The sequence below is a fragment of the Mycobacterium senriense genome, assembly GCF_019668465.1.
In the GTDB taxonomy this organism is placed as follows: domain Bacteria; phylum Actinomycetota; class Actinomycetes; order Mycobacteriales; family Mycobacteriaceae; genus Mycobacterium; species Mycobacterium senriense.
The window spans coordinates 3116919-3137042 of sequence record NZ_AP024828.1 but is presented as its reverse complement, the minus strand read 5'-3'; the positions used below and the strand labels follow the sequence as shown (position 1 = coordinate 3137042).

Below are 20124 nucleotides of genomic sequence, written 5' to 3'. Positions count from 1 at the left end.
ACCTAGAAAAGGCGTTGCGTGAGGAACTCGACCACGCGTTTACGGGCCTCGTAGGCGGGGTGGCCGTCGACCTCGCGGACCTCGTCGGTGAGCACCGAGTGCGCCATTTTGCCGAAGCCGTGCTCATTGTTCGGGCCCGAGTCGATGTCGATCACCTCGAAGGCGTCGCCGAGGCGCTGCTTAAGCGTCGCGAACCGCTCGGCGGGCGCCGTCTTGTCCTCGCTGAACCGCAGGCCCATCGCACACAGGCCGTCGTTGGCGCACCGGTCCGCCACGGTGGCCAGCTCGGATTCGCTCAGGCCGGGGTCGCGGCGCCGCGCGGCGCCCAGCGGGAACGGGACCGACGGCTGCGAAAGCACCGGCGCCAGCACGCTGTCGTCGACCGCAGCAGCCAGCGCGAACCCGCCGGTGAAGCACTGGCCGATCACCCCGACACCCTTGCCGGGCGTCGATGCGTTGAGATCACGGGCCAGGGCGCGCAGGAACGACGACACCGGCCGCTGCTTGTTCAGCGCGAGTGCCGCGAATTCTCTTGCCACGCAAGCTCGCCCGATGGAACCGATGATGTAACCGGCCGTCTTGGCCTTGCCTGGCTCACCGAACAGTGACGGCATGGCGACGGTGAAGCCGTTGCCCACCAGGTGATTACCCAGGGCGAGCACGCCGGGATGGATTCCGGGCAGCTCGGGAATCAGCACCACCCCGGGGCCGCTGCCCTTGCGGTAGACGTCGTGGGTGTATCCGCCACCGCTGAACGGTGCCGCCGACCAGCCGGACAGATCAGCCTGTGGTGCAGTCACGTCGACAGGGTCCCCTTGCTTGCGCGGGTGGGCTAGCGGCTCGGCAAAGGCGGTTGTGATTGCGTCGCCGAGGCCAGCGTACGGAACTGATCGGTGTTTCCGGCGCCGGTTATCGCAATTTGGGTGACACCGCCCGGGCCGCTGAGCCGGGTCGTCCACACCGGCTCGGCGTCCGCCCCGTCCTGGCCGGAACCCTGATAGACCACCCAGCTGGTTCCGGCGACGTCGACCGCCCCGGTCGGGAAGGCCGACGGATGAATCGAGTTGACGAGCTTGTCCTCGTCGGCGTCGCTCTGGGTCAGGCTCAGATACATCCCGGTCGGACTGATGTAGCCGACGACCGAGATGGGCGCGTTCACCCGCTGCCCGCTGCCGGGGTCGGTCCGCCCGCCCTGGATGCCACCGCGGTGGCCGGAGTTGGCCTGCCAGCCGGCGGGCAGCCGGGGTTGGCGGATGGGAAAGCCGAGCGCGGAAGCGTCGGCACGCAGGGCCGCACCGGCGTCATAGGGCGGGACGGGGCCCTCGTGGTTGCCGAGCTGGAACGAGCACATGCCCAGCATCCCGGCCAGCACGATGCACCCGATGACCAGCGGAATCAGGGACCAAAACATGTCCCGACCGTCCTGCAACAGCCGAGGTTTCGCCGGCTTGGGCGCCGGGCCGGCCTGCGGAGAAGGTGCGCCGGCTACGTTCCCATCAAGCTGGGCATTCAGCGGCGGCTCCTCGGTCATCCCCCAAGTATCCCAGTTCCAGCGGACCGATCCGCTTCTGGGACAATCGACAACCATGACAGTTGAGGGTGAGCACTCGACCGCCACCACCGGCCGGGCCACAGCGCAGGGGCGACCGCGCGGTGAGGCTCCGGACCGCAACCTGGCTCTGGAACTGGTACGCGTCACCGAGGCCGGAGCCATGGCCGCAGGTCGCTGGGTCGGCCGCGGCGACAAAGAGGGCGGTGACGGCGCGGCCGTCGACGCGATGCGCGAGCTGGTCAACTCCGTGTCGATGCGCGGCGTGGTGGTGATCGGCGAGGGCGAGAAGGACAACGCGCCGATGCTCTACAACGGCGAGGAGGTCGGCAACGGCGACGGCCCGGACTGCGACTTCGCCGTGGACCCGGTGGACGGCACGACGCTGATGAGCAAGGGCATGCCCAACGCGATCTCCGTGCTGGCGGTGGCCGACCGCGGCGCGATGTTCGACCCGTCCGCGGTGTTCTACATGAACAAGATCGCCGTCGGCCCGGAGGCCGCGCACGTGCTCGACATCACCGCCCCGATCGCCGAGAACATCCGCGCGGTGGCCAAGGTCAAGAACCTGTCGGTGCGGGACATGACGGTGTGCATCCTGGACCGCCCGCGGCACGCCCAGCTGATCAAGGACGTGCGCGACACCGGCGCCCGGATCCGGCTGATCACCGACGGCGACGTCGCCGGCGCGATCTCGGCGTGCCGGTACCTGTCGGGCACCGACATGCTGGCCGGCATCGGCGGCACCCCGGAGGGCATCATCGCCGCGGCCGCCATCCGGTGCATGGGCGGCGCCATCCAGGCGCAGCTGGCGCCCACGGACGACGAGGAGCGCCAGAAGGCCATCGACGCCGGCTACGACCTCGACCAGGTGCTGACCACCGAGGACCTGGTGTCCGGGAACAACGTCTTCTTCTGCGCCACCGGCGTCACCAACGGTGACCTGCTCAAGGGCGTGCAGTACTACCCCGGCGGCTGCACCACCCAGTCGATCGTGATGCGGTCGAAGTCGGGCACGGTCCGGATGATCGAGGCCTACCACCGGCTTTCGAAACTCAACGAGTATTCCGCCATTGACTTCACCGGCGACAGCACCGCCGCCTATCCCCTGCCCTGACCACCGATCGAAGAACGAGGAAGCCGCTTTATGGGCGCTGAAAACGTCGAAGACGCCGAGTACCGCATCGAGCACGACACCATGGGCGAGGTGCGCGTACCCGCAAAGGCGTTGTGGCGCGCGCAAACCCAGCGCGCGGTCGAGAACTTCCCGATTTCGGGCCGCGGCCTGGAACGCACGCAGATCCGCGCGTTGGGCCTGCTGAAGGGCGCCTGCGCACAGGTCAACAAGGACCTCGGGCTGCTGGCCCCGGAGAAGGCCGACGCGATCATCGCCGCAGCGGCCGAGATCGCCGACGGCCGGCACGACGACCAGTTCCCCATCGACGTCTTCCAGACCGGTTCGGGCACCAGCTCCAACATGAACACCAACGAGGTGATCGCCAGCATCGCGGCCGCCAACGGTGTGACGGTGCACCCCAACGACGACGTCAACATGTCGCAGTCGTCTAATGACACCTTCCCCACCGCAACTCACATCGCGGCCACCGAGGCCGCCGTGCGTCATCTCATCCCCGCCCTCGAGGTGCTACACGCCGCCCTGGCCGGCAAGGCCCGCGAGTGGCACACGGTCGTCAAATCGGGCCGCACCCACCTGATGGACGCCGTCCCGGTGACGCTCGGTCAGGAATTCAGCGGGTACGCCCGGCAGATCGAGGCGGGCATCGAGCGGGTGCGCGCGACCCTGCCCCGGCTCGGCGAGCTGGCCATTGGCGGCACCGCGGTCGGTACCGGCCTGAACGCTCCCGACGGCTTCGGCGCCAAGGTGGTCGAGACGTTGGTCGCCTCCACCGGCCTGAGTGAATTGCGCACGGCGGCAAACTCATTCGAGGCGCAGGCGGCGCGCGACGGGCTGGTCGAGGCTTCCGGCGCGCTGCGCACCATCGCGGTGTCACTGACCAAGATCGCCAACGACGTGCGCTGGATGGGGTCGGGCCCGCTTACCGGCCTGGCCGAGATCCAGCTGCCCGACCTGCAGCCCGGCAGCTCGATCATGCCGGGCAAGGTCAATCCCGTTCTGCCCGAGGCGGTCACGCAGGTCGCCGCGCAGGTGATCGGTAACGACGCAGCGGTCGCATGGGGCGGTGGGAACGGTGCGTTCGAGCTCAACGTCTACATCCCGATGATGGCCCGCAACATCCTCGAGTCCTTCAAGCTGCTGACCAACGTGTCCAAGCTGTTCGCCGAGCGCTGCATCACCGGGCTGGCCGCCAACGTGGAGCACCTGCGCGAGCTGGCCGAGTCGTCGCCGTCCATCGTGACGCCGCTAAACTCGGCGATCGGCTACGAGGAGGCCGCCGCGGTGGCCAAGCAGGCGCTCAAGGAGCGCAAGACGATTCGTCAGACCGTGATCGATCGCGGCCTGATCGGCGACAAGTTGTCGATCGAGGAACTCGACCGGCGGCTCGACGTGCTGGCGATGGCCAAGGTCAAGCCCGAAGGCTGAGCCGACCGTCCGGGGGTGACGGCGGTGGTCGACGAGAGTAAGGGTGGTTTTCCATGACGGCTCCTCCCGGTGGTCCCTACGGTCCGGGGCCCTACGGAAGCAATCCGTATGGGCAGGATCCGAATTGGGGCGGCCAGCCGCAGGGCGGTCCCGGGCCCTACCCGCCAGGTGGTCCCGGCCCCTACCCGCAGGGCGGTCCAGGCCCCTACCCGCAGGGCGGTCCAGGCCCTTACCCGCAGGGCGGCCCAGGCCCTTACCCGCAGGGCGGTCCGTACGCCTACCCGCCGCCCGGTGGCCCGTACCCATATCAGCAGTATCCTCAACCCGGACAACAGTTTCCGCCGGGCGGCCCGGCCGGGCCTTACCCTCCGGGGCCGCCGCCGGGTGGGTCCCGCTCGAAACTGCCGTGGCTGATCATCGCCGGCCTGGTCGTGCTGGCGGTCATCGCGCTGGTGGCGACCCTGCTGGTGATGCAGGGCGGCCATGACAACAAGCCGGCCACCGCGCCATCGACAACGAGCACCTCGGCCTCGCAGCCGAAGAACTCCGCGCAGAACGCGACCGACTGCACCCCGAACGTGTCCGGCGGTGAGATGCCGCGGAGCGACTCGATCTCCGCGGGCAAGCTTTCGTTCCCCGCCAGTGCGGCGCCGGGCGGCTGGACGGTGTTCTCCGACGACCAGGGCCCGAACCTGATCGGCGGGCTGGGAGTCGCCCAGGACGTGCCCGGGGCCAACCAGTGGATGATGACGGCCGAGGTGGGCGTCACCAATTTCGTTCCCAGCATGGACCTTACGGCGCAAGCCACGAAGTTGCTGCAATGCATCGTCGCGGGTCCCGGCTACGCGAACGCCCAGCCCACGCTCGGGCCGACGAAGTCGTCGTCGATCACCGTCGACGGCACCAAGGCGGCCCGGGTCGACGCCGACGTCACGATCGCCGATCCCAGTCGCAACGTCAAGGGCGACTCCGTCACGATCATCGCCGTCGACACCAAGCCAGTCACGGTCTTCATCGGCAGCACACCCATCGGTGACGCCGCCTCGGCGGGCCTGGTCGGCAAAATCATTGCCGCGCTGAAGGTCTCGAAGTCCTGACGCGGGGCATGCCCGGCTAGTCGGCCGGGCCGGTCGGTGCCGAGACGTGGGTGGCCTCGGATCGCCCGCGCAGCACGGTGGAATAGCATTCGGCCCACTGCGCGCGCTCGGCCTCACCCGCGGCATCGATGGCACCGGCCGAGCACAGGATCCGTCGGTCCGAGGTCTTGGCGAGGTCGGCCAGTCGCGCGGCTTCGTTGACGGCGTCACCGATCACGGTGTATTCGTACCGGTTTTCGGCGCCGACGTTGCCGGCGAACACCCGACCCGCCGACACACCGATGCCGAAATCGACCGGCAGCCTCCGCAGTTGGGAGCCGAGTGCACGGGCGGTCGCCAACGCCGACGATGCGGGCTCGCTGATCGGCAACGGCACCCCGAAGACGGCGAGTGCGGCATCGCCGGCGAATTTGTTGATCAGCCCGTGGTGTTCGTCGACGGCGTGCACGACGATCCGGAAGAAGTCGTTGAGCACCTCCGCGACCTCTTGCGGGGCGCGGCTTTCCGCGAACTGGGTGGACCCCACCAGATCGATGAACAGCACCGCCGCTTCGACCACGTCGCCCGACAGCGTGGCGCCCTCGGTGAGGGCGCGTTGCGCGACGTCGGCGCCGACATGGCGGCCGAACAGATCACGCAGCCGGTCGCGCTCGGCGAGGCCTGCCACCATTCGGTTGAATCCCGTTTGCAGTCGCCCGATTTGAGAACGTTCGTAGGCGCCGACATACGTTTCCATGTGGCCGTGTTCGATCTCGGCCATCGCGTCGACGACCTCGCCGACCGGATCCGAGATGGACCGCGAGGTCAGGATCATCGTGGGCAGCCCCAGCACCAGCGCCGCCAGCGCCACCACCAGAATCGGCACGTCCAGCGAGGCCGACTTCTCGATCAGCCAGCCATACGAGCGGAGAACCACCAACGTCGCGATGACGGCGATGGGAAAGGCGCTGCACAAGAACCACAGCAGAACCAGCCGGGCATACACGCTCGGCACCGCCAGCCGCGGCTCGGCGCCCAGCGTGGCGGCGCGCATGATGGGCCGCAGGGTGCGTTGCGCGAGCAGCATCCCGGTGCCGGCGGCGGCCGATCCGCCGAGCAGCACGCCGAGCACGATGGGCAGCAGAACTTGCGGCCCGCCAGTCAGATTCAGCAGGATGAAGATCCCGCCGGTCATCGCCCAGGACGTGACCAGGATCGCCGATTGGCGCCCGGCCAGCCTCACCACGGCTTCGCGTTGTTGTGGGGTGGGTTCGTCGCCCGCGACGAACCAGCGCACGGTGGGTGCCAGGCTGACCGCGCCGGCCACCGCGACGCTGACCACGCCCAGCACGATGAGTAGCACCACGGTCGCGGTGTTCTGGCGCGCGAAGTCGGCGTTGGCGCCGACGGAAGTGTGGCCCCGCAACGGAATCAGGATGGCCGCCGCCTCGACGACGGCCAGCACGTAGGACAGGCTCATATCGAACCCGTATTGAAAGAGCCACCTTCGAAACGACTTTCGTTGCCCCGTGGCGGGCTGCCGCGCCGGGTCACGCCGCGATGGCGGAAGCCGATCCCGAAGCCAGCCCACGGTGATCACCCTATGAAGGTAGCCGCGTCTGGTCCGAAATTTGCTCTACGCACCGTTGTTCGGCCCGCCGGAGTTCTGCCCTGGGATGTCGGTGATCGGGAAATTCGGCATCGGTTTCGGTGAGGGCGTGTTGGGCAGCGTGGGGATGTGGCCAGGTGGGATGTCGTGCAGGCCGTTGACGGGCGGTCCGTTCTCCCGGCTGCCGTAACTGCTGCCGGGAGAACGTGATCCCAGCAGGTCGCTGACCGCCACCAACCGGTAGCCGTTGGCCTTGAGCACCGGGATGAACTGATACACCAGGTCGACGGTGCTCGAGTAGGTGCTGTGCAGCAGGACCACCGAGCCGGGCTTGATGTAGGTCATCAGCATGTAGCGCGTCGCCGCGGTGTTCGAGTCATTCGCCCAATCGAAAGGGATCACATCCCAGAGGATTTCGGCCAGACCGAATTGGCCGGCGGCCTGGCGCACCACCGGGTCGGATAATCCGCCCGCGGGGCGATAGATGTTTGGGGTGCGGCCGGTCGCGGCGGTGATCGCGTCGTTGGCCTTGGAGAACTGGGCGGCGATGTCCTCGCGCGGGATCGTGGTCATGTTGGGGTGTTCCCAGGTGTGGCTGCCGACCTCCATGCCCGCGTCGGCGATGCGCTTGGCCCCGGCCGGGTTGGCGGCCACCTTGTTGCCGATCAGGAAGAAGGTGGCCTTGGCGTCGTTCTCCTTCAGGACTTGCAGCAGCCGGTCGTCGAACGGCCCGGGCCCGTCGTCGAAGGTCAACGCGACGCACTTGACGACCGAGCAGCTGAGGTCGTCGGCGCGCGTCACGTGACCCGTGAGCCCGCCGATCACCAGCACCGCGACGGCCGCCGCCACGCCGACAACCGTGCGCCAGTAGCGCCAGGCTTGGGTGTCGGGTCGTTTCGCCACCGTGGAAGTTTATCGAAGGGGGGCCTACCCGGGATCGAGCGCGCTGGTCAGGCGCCCTCACTGCGGGCCGGCGATCTCCTCGAGCATCTCGGTGACCAGGGCGGCGATCGGGGACCGCTCGCTGCGCAGCAGCGTGATATGGGCGAACAGCGGATGGCCCTTGAGCTTCTCGATCACCGCCGCGACCCCGTCGTGACGGCCCACTCGCAGGTTGTCGCGCTGCGCGATGTCGTGCGTCAACACCACGCGCGATCCGGTCCCCAGCCTGGACAGCACGGTCAGCAGGACGTTGCGCTCCAGCGACTGCGCCTCGTCGACGATCACGAAAGAGTCGTGTAAGGACCGGCCCCGGATGTGGGTCAGCGGCAGCACCTCGAGCATGCCCCGGGACAGCACTTCCTCGAGCACCGCCGGGCTGGCGAGGCCCTCGAGGGTGTCGAAGACGGCCTGCGCCCACGGCCCCATCTTTTCGCTCTCGCTGCCGGGCAGGTATCCGAGTTCTTGACCGCCGACGGCGTAGAGCGGCCGGAAGACCACCACCTTGCGCTGGGTCCGCCGCTCCAGCACCGCCTCCAAGCCGGCACACAACGCGAGCGCCGACTTGCCGGTGCCCGCCTTGCCGCCCAGCGACACGATGCCCACCGACTCGTCGAGCAACAGGTCGAGCGCCACGCGCTGCTCGGCCGAGCGGCCGCGCAGCCCGAACACCTCGCGGTCGCCGCGGACCAGTTGGACGCGCTTGTCCGCGTTGACCCGGCCCAGCGCGTGAGAGCTTCCGCCGAGCAGCCGAACCCCGGTGTGGCAGGGCAGGTCTCGCGCTTCCACCAGATCGATCTCGCCGTCGGCGAACAGCGCGTCGATGTCCTCGGTGGCGGTCTCGATCTCGCGCATCCCCGACCACCCGGAGGCCACCACGTCCTGCGCGTGGTATTCATCGGCGGCCAGACCCACCGCGGCGGCCTTGACGCGAAGCGGAATGTCCTTGCTCACCAACGTAACTCGCTTGCCTTCGGCGGCGAGGTTGGCGGCACAGCTCAGGATCCGGGAGTCGTTGCTGTCGCTGCGGAAACCCGCCGGCAGCACCGACGGGTCCGTGTGGTTCAGCTCGACGTGCAGCGAACCGCCTTGCGTCCCAACGGGAATGGGCTGATCCAGTCGTCCGTGCAACAGCCGGAGATCGTCGAACAGCCGCAAGGACTGGCGGGCGAACCATCCCAGCTCGTGGTGGTGGCGTTTGGCCTCCAGCTCGCTGATCACCACCAACGGAACAACCACCTCGTGTTCGGCGAACCGGCTGCACGCCCAGGGGTCGGACAGCAGCACGGAAGTGTCGATCACGTAGGTCCGGATTTCGGTCACGTAGCGCTCCTCGAGCGGGATGAGCCCGCGCGGACCCGCACAGGCATGTCGACGGGAACCGCAGCACCAGGACCGGGGCCGGTCCTTCCGTTGTGGTGACGGGAGGTGCCGCCCTGGCAGCAGAGCATGACGCTGACCATCGAGATCGACGCTACTCCCGTGGCCGCATGCGCGCTGTGCAGGCGCGCCGACGTGGGGCGAGCCGCGACCACCTTCGGCGGGCGGCCGATGTTGTGCGGGCAGGCCGGCTTAGCCGACGATCAATTGCCGCAGTTCGGGCTCGTCCGCGAGCCCCCATGCGGTGATGCGGTCGGAGATCGCCTGGCGCAGCTGCTCCGGACCGAAAATGCCTACCTTTTCGACGTTCTGCACCTTGTCCGCGTACGCGTCGATGTCGGCGCCGGGCACCTTGAGGTCGGCGGCGCGGGCGGCGATCGCCGCGATGGTCTCGTCGCGGGTGTAGTCGAGGCAGTGCGCGACGAGGTTGGAGAAGAAGACCTCGTGGCGGCGCTCGTCGCGGGCGATACGGTCGATGAGGCCGGCCAGGATGGGCTCCTCGAGCTTGGCCGCCAGGTTTTCACAGAACACGGCGTGGGTCCGTTCGACGAACGCCATGTGCACCAGCGTCTCCACCTGTGAGTAGGTGTCGGCCCGGTAGCCCTTCATGACGTACTGGACGCGGGCCTCTTCGTTGGCGGTCGGGTCGACCTCGCGGGTCACCACCAGGTACTCGCGCAGCGCGATGGCGTGCAGGTGCTCCTCGGCGGTCCACCGGCCCAGCCAGCGGCCCCAGTAGTCCTCCAGGATGAAGTGCTCGACCAGCTCACGGTGGTGGGCTGCCAGGTTGTCCTTGAGCAGCAGCATGATCTCGCAGGCGTCCGTCAACGGCCTCGGCAGCGTCATCGACGACGGGTCCCAGTCGCGCCCACCGAGGAAGGCGAAGTTCTCGCCCCGGTCGAACGGCACGAAGTCGTGTGCGAACCAGAGTTCTTCGGTGGACAGGTGGCGGTCGATGTTTGCTTCGACGACCGGCTCGAGTTCCAGGGTCAGCGCGTTAGCGACAGGTCTTTCGGCCATCAGATAACTGTAACCCGCGTACACATGTTCATGAAATCGACCGGGTCGTATCGCGGCAACTGGTGACATTGGTCCTCAGGGCCGCCCGGCCGGGCCGTTCGGCGCGCGCCGGAGCCGGGTCAGCGGCCGACCAGCGCCCAGTCTTCCAGGCCGTCGTACAGCGGAAACTCCTGCGCCAGCCGCGTCACGCGCTGCCGCAGTCCGGCCACGTCGGCGGAACTGCCGGCCGCCAGCGCGGTGGCGATGATGTCGGCGACCTCGCTGAACTCGGCGTCGCCAAAGCCGCGGGTGGCCAGGGCGGGCGTCCCGATCCGCAGCCCCGAGGTGACCATCGGCGGACGCGGGTCGTTGGGCACGGCGTTGCGGTTGACGGTGATGCCGACCTCATGCAGCAGGTCCTCGGCGGCCTGACCGTCCAGCGGGGAGTTGCGCAGGTCCACCAGCACCAGGTGCACGTCGGTGCCGCCGCTGACCACCGACACTCCCGCCTTCGCGACATCGGCGGCCAACAGCCGGTCGGCGAGGATGCGCGCGCCGGACAGCGTGCGCTGCTGCCGCTCGACGAATTCCGGGGTGCTCGCGATCTTCAGCGCGACGGCCTTGCCCGCGATGACGTGCATGAGCGGGCCGCCCTGCTGGCCGGGGAACACCGCAGAGTTCACCGCCTTGGCGTACTCCTGCTTGCCCAGGATCATGCCGGAGCGGCCGCCGCCGAGCGTCTTGTGAATGGTGGTCGAGACGATGTCGGCGTGCGGCACAGGAGACGGGTGCAGCCCGGCCGCGACGAGACCCGCGAAGTGCGCCATGTCCACCCAGAGTTTGGCGTCGACCTCGTCGGCGATCGACCGGAAGGCCGCGAAGTCGAGGATTCGCGGGTAGGCCGACCAGCCGGCGATGATCACCTTCGGACGGAACTCCAGCGCCTGCGCGCGCACCACGTCCATGTCGACCAGATGCGTCGTCGGATGGACGCCGTAGAAACCGTTCTCGTAGAGCTTGCCGGAGAAGTTCAGCTTCATGCCGTGCGTCAGGTGACCACCGTTGGCCAGGTCCAGACCCAGCAGCCGCTCCCCCGGCGACATCAGCGCGTGCAGCACCGCGGCGTTGGCCTGCGCGCCCGAATGCGGCTGCACGTTGGCGAAGTCGGCGCCGAAGAGCGCCTTGGCCCGGTCGCGGGCGATGTTCTCCACGACGTCGACGTATTCGCAGCCGCCGTAGTAGCGCCGCCCGGGCAGACCCTCGGCGTACTTGTTGGTCAGCACGCTGCCCTGCGCCTGCAGCACGGCGCGCGGCACGAAGTTCTCCGAAGCGATCATCTCGAGGGTGTCGCGTTGCCGGCCGAGTTCTTTGCCGAGAAGCTCGGCGATATCCGGGTCGACGTCGGCCAGCGGGGCGGACATCACGGACGTCGAGGGGCGGGCGTCAGGTGCAGCAGTCACGGCCGCCAGTCTATCCAGCGTTGAGTTTTCGCCAGCCCAGCCGTCGGGCATTTCGGCGCCCCTGCAACACTTGCACTATGCCGCGGCTTAGCGAGCCGAGCCCATATGTGGAGTTCGACCGAAAGCAATGGCGCGCGCTTCGTATGTCGACGCCGCTGGCCCTCACCGAGGAAGAACTCGTCGGGCTGCGCGGTTTGGGTGAACAAATCGACTTGCTCGAAGTCGAAGAGGTCTATCTGCCGCTGGCCCGGCTCATTCACCTGCAGGTCGCGGCGCGGCAGCGATTGTTCGCCGCCACCGCCGAATTCCTCGGCGAACCGCAGCAGAACCCGGACCGGCCGGTGCCGTTCATCATCGGGGTGGCCGGCAGCGTGGCGGTCGGCAAGTCGACGACCGCCCGTGTGCTGCAGGCCCTGTTGGCGCGGTGGGATCACCACCCGCGCGTGGACCTGGTCACCACCGACGGCTTCCTGTACCCGAACGCCGAGCTGGACCGGCGGAACCTGATGCACCGCAAGGGGTTTCCGGAGAGCTACAACCGTCGCGCGCTGATGCGGTTCGTGACTTCGGTCAAATCCGGTTCGGACTACGCGTGCGCGCCGGTGTATTCGCACCTGAAATACGACATCATCCCCGGGGCCAAGCATGTTGTCCGCCACCCCGACATCTTGATCTTGGAGGGGCTCAACGTTCTGCAGACCGGTCCGACCCTGATGGTGTCGGACCTGTTCGACTTCGGCGTGTACGTCGACGCCCGAATCGAAGACATCGAGCAGTGGTACGTATCGCGATTCCTGGCCATGCGCAGCACCGCCTTCGCGGATCCCGAATCGCACTTCCACCACTACTCGGCCCTGAACGACACCAAGGCGGTGGCCGCCGCTCGCGAGATCTGGCGGTCGATCAACCGGCCCAACCTGGTCGAGAACATCCTTCCGACCCGGCCGCGCGCCACCCTGGTGCTGCGCAAGGACGCCGACCACTCCATCAACCGGTTGCGGCTGCGCAAGCTCTGAGGTTGCGAGACCGGCCGGGGCGGCGGATCACGCCACGAGGCGGCGCAAGCCCAGGTATTGCAGAAGCGCGAACGCCGCCGTAAAGGCACCGGTGCCCAGCGTCAACGCGACGCCGGTAGCGGTGAGCGGCAGCGCTTCCGCGGCCGCGATCGAGGCAAGCGCGAAAACGATGTTGGCCACCAGGACGCTGACGCCGACGCGGCGCAGGTCCGGCACCGCCCCGAGGCTGAACACCAGCAGGCCGTAGAGCACAAGAAAGACGCCCCCGACGTATTCCTGGAACGACGTCAGGCCGGTCAGCGACGACAGCGGGTCGGCCAGGACGGCGATCGCCAATCCGCACAATCCCGTCAACGTCGCGTCGGCACGCACGGCAAAACGCAACAGCGAGTCGGTCGAGTCGTAGAGGGGCCGGGTCGTGATGCCTGAAACTTCCGTAACAGAGCTCATGTGATTACTCCTCGCGATGGCGGGTTGGGTCGAACAGCTTTGAGGGTGCCGCCAGTGCACTGCCATATCGACTCGTGGCGCTGCCAACTACTGCCACGGGTAGAAAGACGAGGTGGTTCACCAGACTATTCCCGTCGGCGGGTAAATATTTGACACGCGCCAGCCTTGGGGCTCAGCGGCCCCACAAGCCACAGGCGCACGGCACCGTGTGCCGTCCGGTGACCGCGGTGACTGAAGTACCCGTTCTAATCGCTCGGAACTCGCACCCGTCCACGAAGATCCGCGGCGATCAGCCGAGCGGCGGCGTTCTGCCAATTGTGCAGCGAGCGCTGTGGAACCTCGGTGACGAACCAGTGCCAGGCCTGCCGCGCGGTCGGATCCAGACCCGAGGCGGTGGCGTTCTGCGCGTACGCGCGCACCCCGACTACGTAGGGGAAATACAGCGAGTTGTAGTACCGCCACTCCTCGGTGGTTCCGAAGTCGCCGCCGTCGCGTGGCTTGAGCCGCGCTATGCCGTCGGCCAGTACGGCCTTGAGTTCGTTGGCCCGCTCGATCGGTTGGTCGGGGGCCCCCCGGGCGGCCAGCCGCTCGTCGATCACCGGCAACGCGGTCAGCGGGCTGGCGACCAGCTTGGTCAGGTCGCCGTAATGGCCCAGTGCGCGGCGGGTGAGCCTGGCGAAGGTGACGTCGTCGACGCCGGCCAGCGGATGCTCCTGGCGCAGCGGCAGCGCCGCCCCGGTATGGCGCAGCGCGGCCCGATCCGCCCGCAGCGCGGGAGATTTCGAGAACGCCAGCCGATCGAGGACCCCGGCCAGCGGATCGGCGAGCACCTGCACGGTGATCGCGATCGCGAGGCTGGTGAACAGCAGCACGGTCAGCGCGGTCTGCGCGCCGGGTTCATCGCGGGTCACCGCCAACCCGATCAGCGCCTGGCCACCGAACAGCACCGCCACCACCACCGAACCGGCGAACGAGCGCAGCATGTCGGCGCGCAGCGCGTGGCCCTCGTCGAACGCGTCCCACAGGGCGACGGCGACCCCGAGCCCGAGGACGTCGCAACTCGTCGACGCCAGCGCAACCCAGCTGGGCACCAGGCCCAGCGGAATGACCAGGATCGCATTGCTCAGCGCGAAGAACAGGGTCGCGGTGACGGCGAGTCCCACCGCCGGCCTCGGGCGTCGAGGGCGGCGCAGCGCGACGACCATCGCGCCGAGCGTCGACACCGAGATCACCACGAACATCAGCCAGTGGCCTAACCGCAGCGGCCCGTCGACGCTGCCGGCCAGCGCCGCCCCGCACAGGGCCAGCGCGGCGACCCCGGCCACGAGTAACACCTCGCGGGTGCGTGAGCGCCAGCCGTCACTGGGCCGGGACAACTCGACGAGCACCGCGAACCAGGCCACACCGGGGATGACCGCCAGGTAGATCTCGACCCGACTCAGCAGCTGGGCAGGCCCGGGGCCGGCGGTGCGAACCGCGCATCCAGGCCCACCACAAGCGCGAAACCGCACAGCCCGGCCGCGGCCAGCGCGAGGACGGGTTTGCGCGGATCGCGGGCGGCCAGATACAGGCCCAGCCAGGCGCTCAGCGTGAATACCACCGCCGACAGCGCAGCCATGTCCTTAGTGTGGCACGCGCGCGAGCGGGCGCTGAAGGTCTTTGGGGCTACTTGCCGTGCCGGCGATCCCGCTGGCTGTAGTCCCGCAGCGCGCGCAAGAAGTCGACGCGGCGGAACGCCGGCCAATGCGTTTCGCAGAACCACATCTCCGAATACGCGCTCTGCCACAGCAGGAATCCGGACAGCCGTTGCTCGCCCGAGGTGCGGATCACCAGGTCGGGGTCGGGCTGCCCGGACGTGTAGAGGTTCTCGGAGATGGCCTCGACGGTCACCGCCTCGACCAGCTCCTCCCCGGTGGCGCCGTTCGCGAGTTCTTTGTTCAGCAACGCACGCACCGCGCCGACGATCTCCTGCCGGCCGCCGTAGCCGACGGCCACGTTGACGTGAAAGGGCGCGACGCTGGGCGTGGACTCGACCGCACCGCGCAGCCGGCGGGCCGGCTCGTCGCCGAGCAGTTCCAAGTCCCCCACCGTGCGCACACTCCAGCGGTTGGCCGGTGCGCAGATCTCCTCCACGACGTCGGTGATGATTTCGATCAGGCCGGCCAGCTCGTCGGGATCGCGTTGCAGGTTTTCGGTGGACAGCAGGTACACCGTGGTCATTTCGACCCCAGCTTCCTGACACCAGCGCAGCATCTCGGCGATCTTGGACGCGCCCATGCGGTAGCCGTAGCTGACGTCCTCGTATCCCGCGTCGCGGGCCCACCGCCGGTTCCCGTCGCACAGCACGGCGATGTGCCGCGGCAGCTGGGATTTCGAGGCGGCCAGGCCCTGCCGCAGCCGCAACTCGTAGACGCGATACAGCGGCTCTTTGAGGCGCGGCGGGATAATTTCCACGAACATCCACCCTACTGCCAGCGGTGATTAATTCCCGGTTCTCATTTCGGCCCGGTCGGCTGAGAAGTCGAGACAGCGCCGTAACCATCCCTGGTTACTGTGGATCGTGAGCAGCCTCCCGGCGGCCTCCCCACCGGTACCCCACGTTGCGAGAGCAAGACACGGAGACATGAGCAGCCAGACCAGCACCGTCCCCACCCCGGATCCCGAACCCGAGTCGATCGTTCCAGGCAACACCGTCGAGCAGTTCGTCGAGGGCGCCGCCCAGTTCCTGGGCAAGCCCCGGTTGCGCGGCTGGATCCACTTCGTCTCGGCGTGGCTGGCCATCATCACCGGCGCCACGCTGGTGTCGGTGTCCTGGGCGCTCTCCTCGCCCCGCGCCGGCCACTCGACGCTGGTCTACGCCGCGGCGACGGTGGCGATGTTCGCGGTCAGCGCCACCTATCACCGGGTGCACTGGAAGTCGGCCGTCGCGCGCAGCCGGATGAAGCGGCTCGACCATTCGATGATCTTCGTGTTCATCGCCGGCAGCTACACCCCGTTCGCGCGGCTGGTCATGCCGCAGAACACCGGGGTGCTTGTGCAGTGCATCGTGTGGGGCGGCGCGGCCGCCGGCATCGCGTTGAAGATGTGCTGGCCGACGGCGCCGCGCTGGGTCGGCGTGCCGCTCTATCTGCTACTCGGGTGGGTGGCCGTCTGGTTCGCACCCACGATCCTGCACCAGGCCGGGGTGGCCGCGATGGTGCTGCTGGCGGTGGGCGGCGTCTTCTACAGCGTGGGCGGCATCTTCTACGGGCTGCGCTGGCCCGACCCATGGCCGACGACTTTCGGCTACCACGAGTTCTTCCACGCCTTCACCGCGATCGCGGCGATCCTGCACTACATCGCCATGTGGTTCGCCGTCTTCTACACCGGCGACCACGCCTGGCTGGCGGGCGGCTAGGCCGGGGCGACGTCGTCCTCCGGCGACCAGTAGGCCTTCATCGAGGCGATCTTGCCTTGGGCGTCGAAGACCATGACGTCGATCGGCTCGATCACCATCCGGCGCTCGCCCGCGGTCACGGTCAGCCGGAATTGGAAGGCCGCCTCGTTGCCGGCGACGCGCAGCGTCAGCAGTTCGGATTCGCGCTGCAGTTCGCTGACCGCGGAGTAGAAGCCGTGGATGGCCTGCCGGCCGATGTGCACCTCGCCGCCGACCGGATCCTCGACGGTGGCGTCGTCGGCGTACAACTCGACCAAGTCATCGGCGCCGCCCTTGGCGACCAACTCGATGTAGCGGTTGACCGTGTTCCTGATCGCTTCGGTCCTGGCGGCGTTCGGCATGGGACGCAGGGTAACCGCGCGCTAGCGGCCGGAAACACCTATGGCAGCGGCCAGTTCGGCCGGCGTCGTCACCGGCAGGTCGCAGGCCTGCCCGCGGCACACGTAGGCGGCGTCGGCGCCGCCCACCCGGGGCCGGCCGGCCAGCAGCGCCGACGAATCCAGCTCCCCGCCCACGACGATCGCCCCGCCGGGCGCCAGCCGCCGCGCGTGGGCGAGTAGCGCCGAGGCCGGCGAGTCGCAGGCGACCGCGATCTGCAGCGGTCCGCGCACCGCCGCTTCGGCGACGGCCAGCCAATGCCCGGCCGACCGCGGCGCACGGTCCAACAGCAGCGAGTGCGCGCCCAGCGATTCGGCCGCCGCCCGTAGATAACGCTCGGCGCGGTCGCCGTCGACCAGGTGCGCGGCGGTCAGCAGCGCCTCGGTGATCGACGACGCTCCCGACGGAGTCGCGCCGTCCAGCGGGTCGGCCGGCCGGAGCACCAACTGCTCGGCATCGTCGGCGGTGTCGAACCAGCGGCCGGGTTGCGCCCGATCGGCGAAGTGCGCCAGCGCGGTGTCCAGCAGGTCGGTGGCCGCGGTCAGCCAGGTCGCGTCGGCGCTCAGCTGATAGAGCGCAAGCAGCCCGGTGGCCAGCATCGCGTGGTCCTCGAGAATGGCAACGCTGTCGCCGACGACGCCGCCCAGGCTGGCGCGTCGCAACCGGCCGTCGACGACATGCAATTCCAGCAGCGCCCGCGCGCAACGCCTTGCGGCGTCGATCAATTCGGGCTCGTCGAGCGCCACCCCGGCCTCCACCAACGCGGTGATCGCCAGCCCGTTCCACGACGTGACGACCTTGTCGTCGCGGCCGGGCTGGATTCGGCTATGCCGGGCGGCCAGCAGCGCGGACCGCACCCGGTCCAGCCGTTGCGGATCTTCGGGATCCGCGGGTAGCTGCAGCACCGAGGCGCCGTGCTCGAACGTGCCGCCCGGAGTGACCGCGAAAACGCCTGCCGCCCAAGGGCCGTCGTCGGGCCCGAGCACCTCGTTCAGCTGCGCCGGTGTCCAGACATAGGTCGATCCCTCCCGGCCGTCGGCGTCGGCGTCCAGCGACGAGGTGAACATGGCGCCGTCGGCCAGATCGTCGAGCAGGAACCGGGCGGTCTGGGCGGTGACCCGGCGCGCCAGCGGATCACCGGTGCGCCTGGCCCAGTGCGCATACGCGCGCAGCAGCAGCGCGTTGTCGTACAGCATCTTCTCGAAATGCGGGACCACCCAGGCGTTGTCGACGCTGTAGCGGGCGAATCCGCCGCCGAGCTGGTCGTAGATGCCGCCGCGCGCCATCGCGGCGCCGGTGTGCGCGACCGCCGCGAGGGCCGCCGGCGATCCGGTGCGCTCGAAGTGCCGCAGCAGCGCCTCGAGCAGCGCCGACGGTGGGAATTTGGGCGCACCGCCGAACCCGCCGTGCACCGCGTCGCGTTCCCTGAGCAGCGTGGCGACGGCGTGGTCGCACAGCTCGGGCGCCACGGCCGGACCGGCACCCGGGAGAGCCGAAGCCATCTTGCGTAGCTCACCGGCGATATTGTCGGAGGCCTCCTCCACCTCATCACGACGCTCCCGCCAAGTGGCGGATACAGCCGAAAGAAGTTGCAGGAAGCCCGCTTTCGGATAGTACGTGCCGCAGAAGAAGGGGCGGCCGTCCGGCGTGAGGAAACACGTCATCGGCCAGCCGCCCTGCCCGGTGAGCGCGACCGTGGCGTTCATGTACACCGCGTCGATGTCCGGGCGTTCCTCACGGTCGACCTTGACGCAGACGAACTCCGCGTTCATCGCGGCGGCCACTTCGTCGTCCTCGAACGATTCGTGGGCCATGACGTGGCACCAGTGGCAGGCCGCGTAGCCGACCGAGAGCAGGATCGGCACGTCGCGGGCGGCGGCTTCGGCCAGTGCCTCGGGCGTCCACTGCTGCCAATGCACCGGATTGTCGGCGTGCTGGCGCAGATACGGGCTGGTCGCCAGCCCAAGGGTGTTCGTCGACGCGGGGTCAGCCGGGCTCATCGCCGGGCCCCGGGGCTCGCGGTGAACCGTCCGCCTGGTCGGGGGCGCCGCCCGGGTCGACCGCGTCGGTGCCCTCGTCGGCGGCCTGGTCCGGTTCGGGATGCTTGGGATCAAACGATTCCGGCACCTTCTTCAGCTGGCGGTTCATCGACCGCAGCAGAAACAGCGTGCTGATCAAAAGCAACACGACGATCAGCAGCCCGATCGGGCTGGCCTTGCCGAAATCGGGGCCGGTGTGGTGGGGCGGGCCGTCGGCCTGCCAGCCGGCGGCGGTCACGACCAGATAGAGGTGATTCACTCGTCGCTCTCGATTCCGGCGAACAGGTCGTCCTCGGGCAGCCGGACCGGGACGCGTGAGCGCGCCAACTCGAATTCCTCAGTGGGCCAAAGCCGTTGCTGCCACGCGATGGGAGCGGCGAAGAAGTCGTGGTCGGGGTCGATCTGGGTGGTGTGTGCGCGCAGCGCGTCGTCGCGCTGACTGAAGTACGCCGAGCACTCGACCCGCGTGGTGACCCGGGACTCGAACGGATCGTACTTGGCGTCCCAGTGTTCGAGCCACTTCTTGAACGGGGGTTCTTGACCGTGCTTGATGGCTTCGTCGTGCAGCAATTGCATCCGCGCGCGCAGGAACCCGTGGTTGTAGTAGAGCTTGGACACCGTCCACGGCTCACCGGCGTCCGGGAAGAGCCGGTAATCGCCGGCCGCCTCGAACGCGCCAACCGAAACCTGATGGCAGCGAACGTGATCGGGATGGGGATAGCCGCCGGTCTCGTCGTACGTGGTCATCACGTGCGGGCGGAACTCACGGACCACGCGGACCAGCGCCTCGACCGACTCCTCCAGCGGCACCAGCGCGAAACAGCCTTCGGGCAACGGCGGCGGCGGGTCACCCTGCGGCAGCCCGGAGTCGACGAAACCCAGCCAGGTGTGCTCCACGCCGAGTATCTCGGCGGCCTTGGCCATCTCGTCACGACGGATTTCGGCGATGTGTCCATGCACCTCAGGCAGGTCCATCGCCGGGTTGAGAATGTCGCCGCGCTCGCCGCCGGTCAACGTGACCACCAGCACCCGGTGGCCCTCGTCGGCGTAGCGGGCCAGCGTGGCCGCGCCCTTGCTGGACTCGTCGTCGGGGTGGGCATGCACCGCCATCAACCGCAATTCGCTCACGTGCTCCCTTGTCACCTCTGGTGGTCGCCCGGTCTGACCCTATAATTCCAGTTCCGACTTCGTTGCATGCCGCCGGCTGGTGCCCGGCGGCCGACGACCAGG

The 20124-nt window shown here is 68.6% G+C and carries 18 protein-coding genes and 1 pseudogene; 5 read left to right on the top strand and 14 right to left on the bottom strand.

What is annotated here, in order from left to right; all coding sequences use genetic code 11:
* Positions 1-2 precede the first annotated feature (2 nt).
* A complete protein-coding gene (locus MTY59_RS15155) occupies positions 3-800 on the bottom strand; it encodes a dienelactone hydrolase family protein (RefSeq protein ID WP_221041873.1) in 798 nt (265 codons plus the stop codon).
* A 32-nt stretch (positions 801-832) separates the two neighbouring features.
* The gene (locus MTY59_RS15150) at positions 833-1531 is read right to left on the bottom strand and encodes a DUF4245 domain-containing protein (RefSeq protein ID WP_221041872.1); all 699 of its coding nucleotides are present in this window, start codon (positions 1529-1531) and stop codon (positions 833-835) included.
* A 55-nt stretch (positions 1532-1586) separates the two neighbouring features.
* Here MTY59_RS15150 and glpX point away from each other — a divergent pair, with 55 nt between their 5' ends.
* From glpX to MTY59_RS15135, 3 genes are read left to right on the top strand one after another with little or no spacing between them, the layout of a single operon-like run.
* Positions 1587-2666, top strand: a complete 1080-nt coding sequence (gene glpX / locus MTY59_RS15145; protein ID WP_221041871.1) for a class II fructose-bisphosphatase — start codon at positions 1587-1589, stop codon at positions 2664-2666.
* Positions 2667-2696: 30 nt separating this feature from the next.
* On the top strand, positions 2697-4112 hold the full coding sequence (locus MTY59_RS15140; RefSeq protein ID WP_221041870.1) for a class II fumarate hydratase: 1416 nt from the start codon (positions 2697-2699) through the stop codon (positions 4110-4112).
* Between the two features lie 53 nt (positions 4113-4165).
* On the top strand, positions 4166-5209 hold the full coding sequence (locus MTY59_RS15135; protein ID WP_221041869.1) for a flagellar basal body-associated FliL family protein: 1044 nt from the start codon (positions 4166-4168) through the stop codon (positions 5207-5209).
* 16 nt (positions 5210-5225) lie between these two features.
* On the opposite strand, the gene MTY59_RS15130 is transcribed toward MTY59_RS15135, so the two are convergent.
* The 5 genes from MTY59_RS15130 to glyA all read right to left on the bottom strand — a co-directional run bounded on the left by MTY59_RS15130 (position 5226) and on the right by glyA (position 11536).
* Positions 5226-6668 (bottom strand): adenylate/guanylate cyclase domain-containing protein, encoded by a 1443-nt coding sequence (locus MTY59_RS15130; protein WP_221041868.1) that lies wholly within the window; start codon positions 6666-6668, stop codon positions 5226-5228.
* Between the two features lie 156 nt (positions 6669-6824).
* Positions 6825-7700 carry a polysaccharide deacetylase family protein gene (locus tag MTY59_RS15125; RefSeq protein ID WP_221041867.1) on the bottom strand — a complete coding sequence of 292 codons (876 nt, stop codon included), beginning with the start codon at positions 7698-7700 and terminating at the stop codon, positions 6825-6827.
* 57 nt (positions 7701-7757) lie between these two features.
* Positions 7758-9059 carry an RNA 5'-3' helicase PhoH2 gene (gene phoH2 / locus MTY59_RS15120; RefSeq protein ID WP_221041866.1) on the bottom strand — a complete coding sequence of 434 codons (1302 nt, stop codon included), beginning with the start codon at positions 9057-9059 and terminating at the stop codon, positions 7758-7760.
* Positions 9060-9308: 249 nt separating this feature from the next.
* Entirely contained in the window at positions 9309-10136 is an 828-nt protein-coding gene (locus MTY59_RS15115) for an acyl-ACP desaturase (RefSeq protein WP_221041865.1), read from the bottom strand.
* A gap of 119 nt (positions 10137-10255) precedes the next feature.
* Complete coding sequence (glyA, locus tag MTY59_RS15110) at positions 10256-11536, bottom strand: serine hydroxymethyltransferase (protein ID WP_221046459.1); 1281 nt, start codon at positions 11534-11536, stop codon at positions 10256-10258.
* 116 nt (positions 11537-11652) lie between these two features.
* On the opposite strand from glyA, the gene coaA reads away from it, so the two are divergent.
* Complete coding sequence (coaA, locus tag MTY59_RS15105) at positions 11653-12591, top strand: type I pantothenate kinase (protein WP_044487112.1); 939 nt, start codon at positions 11653-11655, stop codon at positions 12589-12591.
* Between the two features lie 27 nt (positions 12592-12618).
* On the opposite strand, the gene MTY59_RS15100 is transcribed toward coaA, so the two are convergent.
* From MTY59_RS15100 to MTY59_RS15090, 3 genes and pseudogenes are all read right to left on the bottom strand, one after another.
* Positions 12619-13041, bottom strand: coding sequence for a hypothetical protein (locus MTY59_RS15100; RefSeq protein WP_221041864.1), 423 nt, complete (start codon positions 13039-13041; stop codon positions 12619-12621).
* A gap of 245 nt (positions 13042-13286) precedes the next feature.
* Positions 13287-14659: pseudogene (locus MTY59_RS15095) on the bottom strand (hypothetical protein).
* Between the two features lie 47 nt (positions 14660-14706).
* Entirely contained in the window at positions 14707-15495 is a 789-nt protein-coding gene (locus MTY59_RS15090; protein ID WP_221046458.1) for a (2Z,6E)-farnesyl diphosphate synthase, read from the bottom strand.
* A 169-nt stretch (positions 15496-15664) separates the two neighbouring features.
* Between MTY59_RS15090 and trhA the strand changes: the two genes are divergently transcribed.
* Positions 15665-16438: a PAQR family membrane homeostasis protein TrhA gene (gene trhA, locus MTY59_RS15085; RefSeq protein ID WP_221041863.1), complete on the top strand. Its 774-nt coding sequence runs from the start codon at positions 15665-15667 to the stop codon at positions 16436-16438.
* Here trhA and MTY59_RS15080 read toward each other — a convergent pair.
* The 4 genes from MTY59_RS15080 to mca are packed head-to-tail and all read right to left on the bottom strand — an operon-like array spanning position 16435 to position 20022.
* On the bottom strand, positions 16435-16818 hold the full coding sequence (locus MTY59_RS15080) for a nuclear transport factor 2 family protein (protein WP_221041862.1): 384 nt from the start codon (positions 16816-16818) through the stop codon (positions 16435-16437). The two genes, trhA and MTY59_RS15080, sit on opposite strands and share 4 nt — an antisense overlap.
* A 21-nt stretch (positions 16819-16839) precedes the next feature.
* A complete protein-coding gene (locus MTY59_RS15075; protein ID WP_221041861.1) occupies positions 16840-18855 on the bottom strand; it encodes a thioredoxin domain-containing protein in 2016 nt (671 codons plus the stop codon).
* A complete protein-coding gene (locus tag MTY59_RS15070; RefSeq protein WP_221041860.1) occupies positions 18842-19153 on the bottom strand; it encodes a hypothetical protein in 312 nt (103 codons plus the stop codon). Before MTY59_RS15070 ends, MTY59_RS15075 begins: the two co-directional genes overlap by 14 nt.
* Positions 19150-20022, bottom strand: a complete 873-nt coding sequence (mca, locus tag MTY59_RS15065; RefSeq protein ID WP_221041859.1) for a mycothiol conjugate amidase Mca — start codon at positions 20020-20022, stop codon at positions 19150-19152. The genes MTY59_RS15070 and mca overlap by 4 nt, the downstream gene beginning before the upstream one ends.
* Positions 20023-20124: the final 102 nt, after the last annotated feature.